The organism is Mesorhizobium sp. M0514, assembly GCF_040321145.1.
Classification (GTDB): domain Bacteria; phylum Pseudomonadota; class Alphaproteobacteria; order Rhizobiales; family Rhizobiaceae; genus Mesorhizobium.
Map to the genome: position 1 here is coordinate 1 of NZ_JAMYQZ010000145.1, position 8260 is coordinate 8260.

Consider the following 8260-nt stretch of genomic DNA (forward strand, 5'->3'; position numbering starts at 1 on the left):
GGACGGAAAGCCAATTGCTTGGCTTTCCGAGCGACGAACGTCCGGCAGGACAGAGGGGGGCGCTGTCCCGCCGGCTTACGATCATTGGTGGGGTCGTCCGGAGGCGAGGAACGGAGCCCAGCCGCTCACACCACCTCGACCACAGGCCGGTGGAAGCGCGCCTGGTGGTATTCGCAGTAGCTTTTCAGCGCCCTTGTGCGCAGGCCGCAGCACAGCATCTCCGGCCCTGGCCGGCTACCGGGAGCATCGTTGTCGGGGTCTTCCTCCAGCGTCAGGTCGAGCGGCGCGCGGCAGCGGTTGAACAGGCAGTCGATGAAGCGCATGGCGGCGACATGCGGCTGACGCCCGAGCGAAGCAGGGCGCGGCGCCGGCACATTGAAGCGATAGACTTCGCCGTCCACCACCAGCCGTCCTTCGCCCGGGATCGAGGGCGCCGGACGGGCTGGCAACAAAGGCCTGGCCGGCGTGTGTCTGGCTTGCCTGGCGACCGGTGTGGCCGGTGCGGCCGGCTTCGAAACTTCAGGCCGCCTTACCGGCTTGCTCGGCTGAACGGGCAGGATCTTCCCTGCCGTGTTCTCGTTGGCTGCAGCCGGCGCCGTCGCATTCTTCCTCGGTCGGCCGCCCGACCTGCCGCCTCTGGGGTTGGCGAAGCCGATGGTCTTCGACGCGCTGTTGCGGTGGACGATGCCGATGATGGCGTTGCGCGAGACCGGACTGCCGCGCAGCGCCGTGAAGCGGACGGCGATCCCTGTGGCCGACAGGCCATCCCTCAGCCAGACGGCGATCTCCTGCAATTCGGTGTCGGTATAGGCAGTCATGTCGGTATCCATTGATTGCGCGCAAAGGCCGAGCGCCGGCCCCGAGGGCCTACGGGAAAAATCAGAGCGGATGGTCGGTGCGGTCAGCCGATACTGGCGGCCGGCAGCGAGCCGGCGAGATGCCGCAAGGCGGCTTCGGCGGCCGCTTTGGTGAGGGCGGAAACCGCCCTGCCCGTCAGCCGGTCGAACAGGATGACGGTGCCATCTTCCGTGCGGATGCAGGAAAGGTCCTGCCCGCCGGAGACAGCCCTTGGCGCACCGGCGGCGCCATGGGCCGAAGAGGTGGCCGGAGTCGGGAGAGGAGCGGCTCCGGCCGTTCCGGTCGATCGGGGGGACGACGGTTCGAACGGATCCGGGGCAGAAGCCCCGGTTTGCGTCCGGACCGGGGAGGAGGACAGCCCGGACGATGGGAGAAAGCTGAGGATGCCTGCGGAAACGCTTGCGGTTTGTTCGATCATGCGCTAAGCGTACGATATGTACGAAACGTACGCAAGCGAAATCGTACGTACTGGACGATAAATTCAGGCAATTTGTACGATGCAGGAACCGAGGCACAGATTGCAGCAGGCACGGGCGGAGGCAGGTTATGCCTCGCCGAGCGACGCCGCGCGGGCATTGCGCGACATCAACAAGAACACGCTGATCAGTCACGAGAACGGTAACCGGCCGCTGTCGCGCAAGGCGGCGGAGAAATACGGCCGCCTGTTCGGCGTCGATCCCGGCTGGCTCTTGTTCAACGGCGACGGCGGCAGCCTTGCGGGGGGCCATTTCGGCTTTGACGAGTCGGGCCGGCAGATCCCGATGCCGTCGCTGGCCACCGTCGATGTGCCCATCGTCTCATGGATCAGCGCCGGCGAACTCGGCAGCCAGGACATGGTGGTCAATCTCAGCGACTATCCGACCATCCCCACCACCGATCTGGAGCAGGGCCAATGGATTGCTCTGCGCGTCGACGGCCCGTCGATGAACAAGATCTCGCCACCGGATTCGATCATCTTCGTCAACCTCAGGGACAAGCGGCTGGTGACCAATGGCTGCTACGTCATTTCTGACGAATCCGGCCAGGCCACCTACAAGCGTTACCGCCCCAACGAGAACCCGCCCTTCCAGCCGGCCTCCTACATGGACATCCCGCCGCCGGCGCTCGAAGGCGCCATCACCATCATCGGCCGGGTGAAGCGCTCGATGATCGATATGTGAGGGAGAAGGCGGTGAGGCGCAATCTCCCCCCTCGAGGGGGAGATTCGTGGGCATCGCGGTCTTCGCCAATCGCCAATGGCTCCCCTCCTCTCTGTGCTGAGGGGTCAGAGGCATCTCCTCCACGCAATGGGTCAGATAAACCAGCCACGGCAATATCCTCAAGGAACGACGCTTGAGCCGCGGCTCAGACGGCGCTCGGGCTGTTCGCCGAGATCGTGATGTCGAGGGTGACGTGGCCGGCGCCGGGGCCGAAGCGGCAGAAGGCCTCGTTGAGCGTGGCAAACACCGCACCGGCATCGCCACGCAATTTGGTGCAGAAGTTCTTTGAGCGCTCAAAGACGCCGGACTGTTTCAGGAAATCCATGCAGCCGTAGATCTCGTCCATATGGTCGCCCGTGCCCCTAACGTAGAGCGAGAACTGCGCCGCCACCGGCTGGCCGGTCGACGGCGTGGCCTGGACAGCGCGGATCGCGGCGATCTTGCGCTCGTCCAGCGGAATGGCGGGGCCGCCGGTCTCGTCGGAGCGGCAGATCGGATCGTCGGGCTCGCCCGGACAGCCGCGCGAGACCGCCGCCGAAAGCACGCAGTGCTTGCCGCTTTTGGCCGCCGCGACGAACAGGTCGCGCATGGCGGGAAACAGCACCTCGGGCGGCCCGACCATAAGGGTCGAGATGTCATCGGTTTCGATCCGCAGCCGGTCGCGCCAGGGATCGAGCGCGCCGAGCGCGCCGAGGATGACGCCGACGAAATCGTCGGTCATGGGATAAAGGGAAATCTGTGCGCCTGAAAACATCGCCCGCCTCGCTCCGCTGGTATTATCCAGATCAGCTTTAGGGTCCGAAGGCTTGCCGCCCTCATCTCAGCCCCGACGATACGGAGCACCCCTGTGGATGGGCGGGTTAAAGCACCGTTCGCGGCATTGGGGAAGCCGTTTGTTGAGGCACTGCGGGAAAGTGTTTTGGGCCAGACGTGCCGGGCGCCCGGGCGTTCAGAGCGACTCGTCAGTTCGTTGCGTTATAAGATTTCCACGAATTTCTTATAACTGCGTTGGAATTCAAGCTGATAAACGTAATTATAAGAAAACGGCAGAGCCTCCGCCCAGCCCTTACGGTTTCTGGATTTCCTTATCCGCGACCCCATCCGAACTGTGCTGCTGCATCGCTCGGGCTTGCCTGTGCTGGTCCCCTCGCCCAGCGCTACGCCATCCACAAGCTGATCGTCGCCTCGCGACGCGGGCCGAGCGCTGGCGCCAAGCGGGAGAAGGATCTCCATCAAGCGCGCCTGCTGACCCAAGCGCTCGAAGCCACACGTCGCCAGGACGACCTTGCCCTCGCCTTCATGGAAGCGTGGGACAAGGGCGAAAACTGGCGCGAGACGATCCGGCGCGGCTTGAACCTGTTCGACGCCGACACGAGGGAAACAGTCAACACCATCCTGGGAAAAGCCCTCCGCGAAATTGGTGCGACTCCTGAAGGATTCACGATGCGTGATTAGCTGAAGCGACCGCTGCTATATTCATTGCCATCGTCCCAACCGTACGAAATTGGCTTGACGCTGATTCGTACATAAAGTACGATATCTCTTTTCGCAGAGAGGAATGTCCTTGAGCACAGCGAACCATGTTGCCTTCGCCGATCTCTCTCGTCCTTTGCTGTCACCCCCGTCGTTGCCGCCGCCTTTGTTGCCGCCCCCTTTGTTGCCCTTGTCATTCGATCAGTGCGAACGCCTCGCCGGGGCTTGGCGAATGGCTAGCCAGGACATCGCCGACGACATCCGCTTCATCCGCCAATATCTGAAAGTCGTTGCCGAGAAGAACGAGAGGCTGTCGACCGGCACCCTTGTTCACAGCCGCGCCTATGTCGAGGCCTGCGCCGGCTGGCTGCCACAGACCGTGACGCGCTATCTGCGCCACCTGCGCCAGATCACCGAATGCGAACTGGCTATGACAGCTGCCGGGATTCGCTTTGCGCTGTCGAGTTATGCCTGGGAGGCATGAGGGGCGGCTGTCGCCAAACACAAGGAATTGCGCTGCCCGTCGCAGGCGCAATTCGTCAGGTTGAGAGGCTCGGGCGCGCCTGAACGGCGGGCGCCAAGGATGGCCCGGCCAGCGAATTCCGGCCTTGCTCTATTTCGACTGGCCTCGTTTCAACTTGGCCTTATTTCGATTTGGCTTTGCCGGACTTTGCGGCGGCAGGCTTCGCTGCCTTTGGCTTGGCGGCTGCCTTGGCGGGCTTGGCGTCAGCTTTCTTCGCCGCCTTTTTTGGCTTGGCGACCGCGCCATCGACTTCAGCCGTGGCCTGCTCCCAGTGTTCCTGATGCGCGCCTTCAGGCCGGCCGGCCTTTTCCCAAATCTCGTGCGCGCGCTGGCGAATGCGGTCCTGTTTGTCGTCCGTCACTTAAGCCTCCGTGGTTGGGTCCGGTCGGTTGGTCCAGATTCCACGAAAACATTAGCCGAAAATTCGGCCGGCGTCTTGAGTGACGAGACATCTCAGCGCGGGTCGGAAATCACCGCAACGCCGAGCAGCGCCGCTTTCTTGACGATCAGCCCCGCGAGGTCGGCATCCGAACGATCGGTGCCGGTGCGCTCCCGCAGGAGCGCGATCGCTTCCTTCATCGATAACAGCGCCGTGTTGCGCTCGGCCAGCAACTTGTCGCAACACGCCGCAACATTGGCGGAGTTCGGGGTCTCGACATGCGGCAACATGGCAATTCTCCTTTCATCATGTTCGTCATTCGGCCCTGCCGCCCTTTTAGGAAGAACGACAGGGCCGTATCACCGATGAATGGTTAGGTTGTCGAGCGTTACTCGACCACCTCGACAATCCTGCGCGTGCTGGGGTCGACCAACACGGTATGGTTGTCGACGACGGCGTATCTGTACTGAACGTCGGGAACCTCCTGCAGCTCGACAGTGTCAGGCAAGGCAGTGCCGACATTCAATTCGACGCCGAGCAGATTAACCGAGGCAAGCGGATGTTTCTTTACGTACTGGTGCACGACCGTGCGCTGTTCCGGGGTGATGATCACCTGCTGCTGTGCCGGCTGCGTGACGATGACCTCGTCGGCGGCGGCAATGCCGATACCAGCGATCATGGCGAGCCCGGCGACGGCGGGAATAAGGATGGTTTTCATCTTCGTCTCCTGTCGTTGTTGGCGAGCTCCGCCGTGTTCCCGCATGAGGCGAAAACAGCGCAGATCGAGGTGGCGGGCTCCTGGAGGCAAACGCAGCCGGTACGGTCTTGTTCCGCAAGCGGAGACTAAATTGATCGGCTTCCCGGTCATGCCAGCAGAACCCGCACCCGCAAGATTCGCATTGAAGCACAATCCCTCAGGAGACCTTCGACATGGATGATGCACGGCTCCAATTCCGGTGGCGATCGCGGCCGGCGCCGGCATTGATCCGGTGACCGCGTCGCCCGGCCAAGACCGGAACCGACCGCCTTCGTGCCACGCCGTGAAGTTTCAAGCAAAGGTCATTGCTTCGGCGGCTGCGCAGGCACCTCGCCAGGCTTGATCACCGGCGTCTTGCCCTGATCCGGCGGCGGCTGCGTCATACCCTGGTCACCACTGGGCGGCGGCTGCAGCACGCCGCCGCAGGGACCGAGCGTGCTGGTCGATTCGCCGCCGCCATTGGCGACCGGCGGCTTCTGACCATCGTCCTGAGGCTGCGCCTGGCAAGGCGCGGCAGGGCCGTGCTGGTCGCCATTGTCCTGCGCAGCCGCCGGGTCGGCCAGCGCCAAGAGCAGCACGCATGGGATGAGGGGGAAAGTCTTCATGGTCCAGCTCCTCTGGATTCATCTCCTTGGCAAAGCAGACTAGTCCTTGGCAAAGCAGACTGGCGGCAATTGGTTCCACGGAGATGGAGTGGTTGCCGGAACCTGACAGCCGGAAGTGAGTTCCACCTTCTCGACGCAAAGCCGCCCGGAGGAGGCAATCATGGAAGAACGAAACAGAAAACCCAATGACGAGGTCGAGGCGCCACCGAGCAAAAACGATGCCCGCGACAGGATGGCCAATGACGAGGTGGAAGCGCCGACGCCGCGCCGGCAGGATTGGGATGCGCTGCGTGGCGCAACGGTCCTGCCCGACGGAGCAGATGAGGAAAGCCTGCCGGACACCACCGGAGTCGAGAAGGAAGGCGAACTGCCCGAGGAGGATGACGACAACCCCTACCAGGACAGTGACGATGCCTTGCCCGACGACGCCGAGGAAGCCGCCATTGGTCACGACCTGGCGAGGCGCGGCGGCCCGTTCGACGAGGTGTAAGGGCAGCGACCGCGGACTTTCGAGAGGTTTCCCGGGACGTCCACGCCGTCACCAGTTGGACCAAGGATGAGCTGAAGGCGATGCCGGAGCATCGCGATTGATATTTCGAAGGATCCGGCTGGTCGGATCCTTCGTTTAAGGGGCCTTGGCGGTTTGGTTAATTTAGCCCTTGTGGTCAAGGACTGGACGGCGACGGCGACACACCTTCGACAGCCGCGAGGCAGCCGAGAGCACGAACGCGAAGTCCAATGTTCCAAGCGCCGTTGAGGCCGCTCGCCTGAAATCTTCAAAGTGCGCAAGAGATTGTCCGCCGCAGGCGGTGCGCACACGCTCCAGTATCGCAGACGACCGGCGTAACAGCCCATCGACCGCCGGCACTTAGTGCCGACGGGCGCATGGCTTCAATTCGACCCGGGATCGCCGAGCGCCTCGGTGACGAAGGACGCCGCGATCAGGTCGTCGGCGTCGAGGCGTAGGGAGCCTTCGACACCTCCCATGATGGCTGCGACCTTCTGGAAGGTCTGCATCTCGTGTTCAGTAACGCTGGCGTCTCGCATCCTGGCTTTCAGATCGGCGATGCGTCGGCCCAGCGAGGCCGACGTTCCGATTTCTCTGTTCGACATGGTGTCCTGCTCCTCCCCCAACCCATGCTGTGGAAGTACTCAAGGCTGCCTATATATAAGGCAGCGCGAATACAGTCGCCGCAACGCGCGATATCTGGGAAGGTTCCGGCGCCAAATAGTCACGAAATAATACGTGTGGGGCTCAGTTATGGCCGCCCACGCGGCGGTAGACACCGCAAACCAGCGGCTGTCCATCGGGCTGGCCAACCCGCGTCGCGGGTCGCGAACGCGGGTCGGACTTGATCGCTGCGCGAACAGTCAGCGAGAAGCCGGCACCACGCCGGACACCGAGCGCGCCGTTTCGGGCGAAAACACCACGAAAGCAAAAACCAGAACGGCAGCGGCGACGATGAGCGAGCCGCCGGCGACGATCGGTTCAAGCGCCGGGTTTCCCTGCAGCATCATATACAGCGCCGGCAGCATGATCACCAGGCCGAGTGTGTAGAGCCCGTAGTGGATCATGGCGATGCGACGCGCCGCCTTTTGCGGATTGAGCGCGTAGTAGCCGCCGAAGATGGCGCTCGTCACCCAACCGAGCAGATTGATATGCGCGTGCGCCGGAAAAGCGGCGTGGTCACCCGAGATCGCCATCTGCAGGCCGGCCGCAATCCCCAACATCAGGAACAAGATGGCAGTTTTGAAAAAGAGTTCTGAAACCCTCGGCATGTCATTTCTCCCCCTATGCGGTCTGCGACCGCTTGCGACCTGGAGAATACACCCACGCGCAGAACTTTTCCACGCCGCGCTTATGGGCCATGCCTGCACAGCTTTTTGCACGCTGTTCGACTTTTCTGGCTGCCACAACCCGGCGCCGCCGCGCTACGGCGTCAGCAAGATGTCGGCGCCCGCTCGCTCGTCGAACACCACCGCGCAGCCGCGCCCCAGCGCCACTGCCGACAGCGCGTTGGCCACCGTCTCGTCCGGCGATACGAAATCACCGGTCAGCACTCGCAACTCCTCCACCGCCCTGGCCATTGACACGCAGTGCCCGGCAACGCGATCGCTCGTGCAGGCGTCAATGACGCTGACGAGGTCGATCATCTCGAACTGGCCCATACCGGCCTCCACAAAAACAGCGTCCCGTCGCGGATATGAACGCCGAGGCGAGAGACAATGTTCCGCAGGTCCGATGCCCAGGCGGAGCACTCGACAGCCCGACCTGGAACGGGCCGGCCGGCGACAACCGCTTCGCTTGACAATAGGCCCTGTTTGTTCTCTATTTGTTCGGCAAAAACGCCTCTCACAACAGACGCGGCTAATGCTGCAACGCCGCAAAGGGAACGGTCGGGATGGAGCCCACCATCCTGCATGCGGATCTCGACGCCTTCTACGCCTCGGTCGAGCCGCTGCTCG

14 protein-coding genes, 1 pseudogene and 1 riboswitch are annotated in these 8260 nt (G+C 63.0%); of the genes and pseudogenes, 5 read left to right on the forward strand and 10 right to left on the reverse strand.

Features of this window, described 5'->3' with window-relative positions; genetic code table 11:
• Window positions 1-125: 125 nt before the first annotated feature.
• Window positions 126-818, reverse strand: coding sequence for a GcrA cell cycle regulator (locus NKI61_RS31320; RefSeq protein ID WP_352842224.1), 693 nt, complete (start codon window positions 816-818; stop codon window positions 126-128).
• An 83-nt stretch (window positions 819-901) separates the two neighbouring features.
• Window positions 902-1276, reverse strand: a complete 375-nt coding sequence (locus tag NKI61_RS31325) for a hypothetical protein (RefSeq protein ID WP_352842226.1) — start codon at window positions 1274-1276, stop codon at window positions 902-904.
• A 79-nt stretch (window positions 1277-1355) separates the two neighbouring features.
• Here NKI61_RS31325 and NKI61_RS31330 point away from each other — a divergent pair, with 79 nt between their 5' ends.
• Complete coding sequence (locus NKI61_RS31330) at window positions 1356-2018, forward strand: LexA family transcriptional regulator (protein WP_023672482.1); 663 nt, start codon at window positions 1356-1358, stop codon at window positions 2016-2018.
• Window positions 2019-2202: 184 nt separating this feature from the next.
• Here the strand turns inward: NKI61_RS31330 and NKI61_RS31335 are convergent, their stop codons facing one another.
• Window positions 2203-2811, reverse strand: a complete 609-nt coding sequence (locus tag NKI61_RS31335) for a YkoF family thiamine/hydroxymethylpyrimidine-binding protein (RefSeq protein ID WP_352842228.1) — start codon at window positions 2809-2811, stop codon at window positions 2203-2205.
• A riboswitch (TPP riboswitch) is annotated at window positions 2802-2914 on the reverse strand. (Overlaps the previous gene by 10 nt.)
• 151 nt (window positions 2915-3065) lie before the next feature.
• Between NKI61_RS31335 and NKI61_RS31340 the strand changes: the two genes are divergently transcribed.
• Window positions 3066-3512, forward strand: a complete 447-nt coding sequence (locus NKI61_RS31340; RefSeq protein ID WP_502899955.1) for a GSU2403 family nucleotidyltransferase fold protein — start codon at window positions 3066-3068, stop codon at window positions 3510-3512.
• Window positions 3513-3762: 250 nt separating this feature from the next.
• Window positions 3763-4014: a hypothetical protein gene (locus NKI61_RS31345; protein ID WP_023670362.1), complete on the forward strand. Its 252-nt coding sequence runs from the start codon at window positions 3763-3765 to the stop codon at window positions 4012-4014.
• Between the two features lie 160 nt (window positions 4015-4174).
• Here the strand turns inward: NKI61_RS31345 and NKI61_RS31350 are convergent, their stop codons facing one another.
• The 4 genes from NKI61_RS31350 to NKI61_RS31365 form a co-directional block, all read right to left on the reverse strand.
• Entirely contained in the window at window positions 4175-4414 is a 240-nt protein-coding gene (locus NKI61_RS31350) for a DUF2934 domain-containing protein (RefSeq protein ID WP_023684825.1), read from the reverse strand.
• Window positions 4415-4506: 92 nt separating this feature from the next.
• Complete coding sequence (locus NKI61_RS31355; protein ID WP_023670360.1) at window positions 4507-4722, reverse strand: hypothetical protein; 216 nt, start codon at window positions 4720-4722, stop codon at window positions 4507-4509.
• 98 nt (window positions 4723-4820) lie between these two features.
• Window positions 4821-5150 (reverse strand): DUF1236 domain-containing protein, encoded by a 330-nt coding sequence (locus NKI61_RS31360; protein WP_023670359.1) that lies wholly within the window; start codon window positions 5148-5150, stop codon window positions 4821-4823.
• A gap of 341 nt (window positions 5151-5491) precedes the next feature.
• Window positions 5492-5794, reverse strand: a complete 303-nt coding sequence (locus NKI61_RS31365) for a hypothetical protein (protein WP_023684824.1) — start codon at window positions 5792-5794, stop codon at window positions 5492-5494.
• Between the two features lie 160 nt (window positions 5795-5954).
• Here NKI61_RS31365 and NKI61_RS31370 point away from each other — a divergent pair, with 160 nt between their 5' ends.
• Both NKI61_RS31370 and NKI61_RS33020 read left to right on the forward strand, forming a co-directional pair.
• Complete coding sequence (locus NKI61_RS31370; RefSeq protein WP_023742374.1) at window positions 5955-6284, forward strand: hypothetical protein; 330 nt, start codon at window positions 5955-5957, stop codon at window positions 6282-6284.
• Window positions 6251-6385, forward strand: a pseudogene (locus NKI61_RS33020) (PRC-barrel domain containing protein); the annotation flags it as partial. The gene NKI61_RS31370 and the pseudogene NKI61_RS33020, both read left to right, overlap by 34 nt.
• 300 nt (window positions 6386-6685) lie before the next feature.
• Here NKI61_RS33020 and NKI61_RS31380 read toward each other — a convergent pair.
• From NKI61_RS31380 to NKI61_RS31390, 3 genes are all read right to left on the reverse strand, one after another.
• Window positions 6686-6907, reverse strand: coding sequence for a hypothetical protein (locus NKI61_RS31380; RefSeq protein WP_023670355.1), 222 nt, complete (start codon window positions 6905-6907; stop codon window positions 6686-6688).
• A 258-nt stretch (window positions 6908-7165) separates the two neighbouring features.
• On the reverse strand, window positions 7166-7573 hold the full coding sequence (locus tag NKI61_RS31385; protein WP_352842230.1) for a hypothetical protein: 408 nt from the start codon (window positions 7571-7573) through the stop codon (window positions 7166-7168).
• Window positions 7574-7726: 153 nt separating this feature from the next.
• Complete coding sequence (locus NKI61_RS31390; RefSeq protein WP_023670353.1) at window positions 7727-7963, reverse strand: hypothetical protein; 237 nt, start codon at window positions 7961-7963, stop codon at window positions 7727-7729.
• Window positions 7964-8260: the final 297 nt, after the last annotated feature.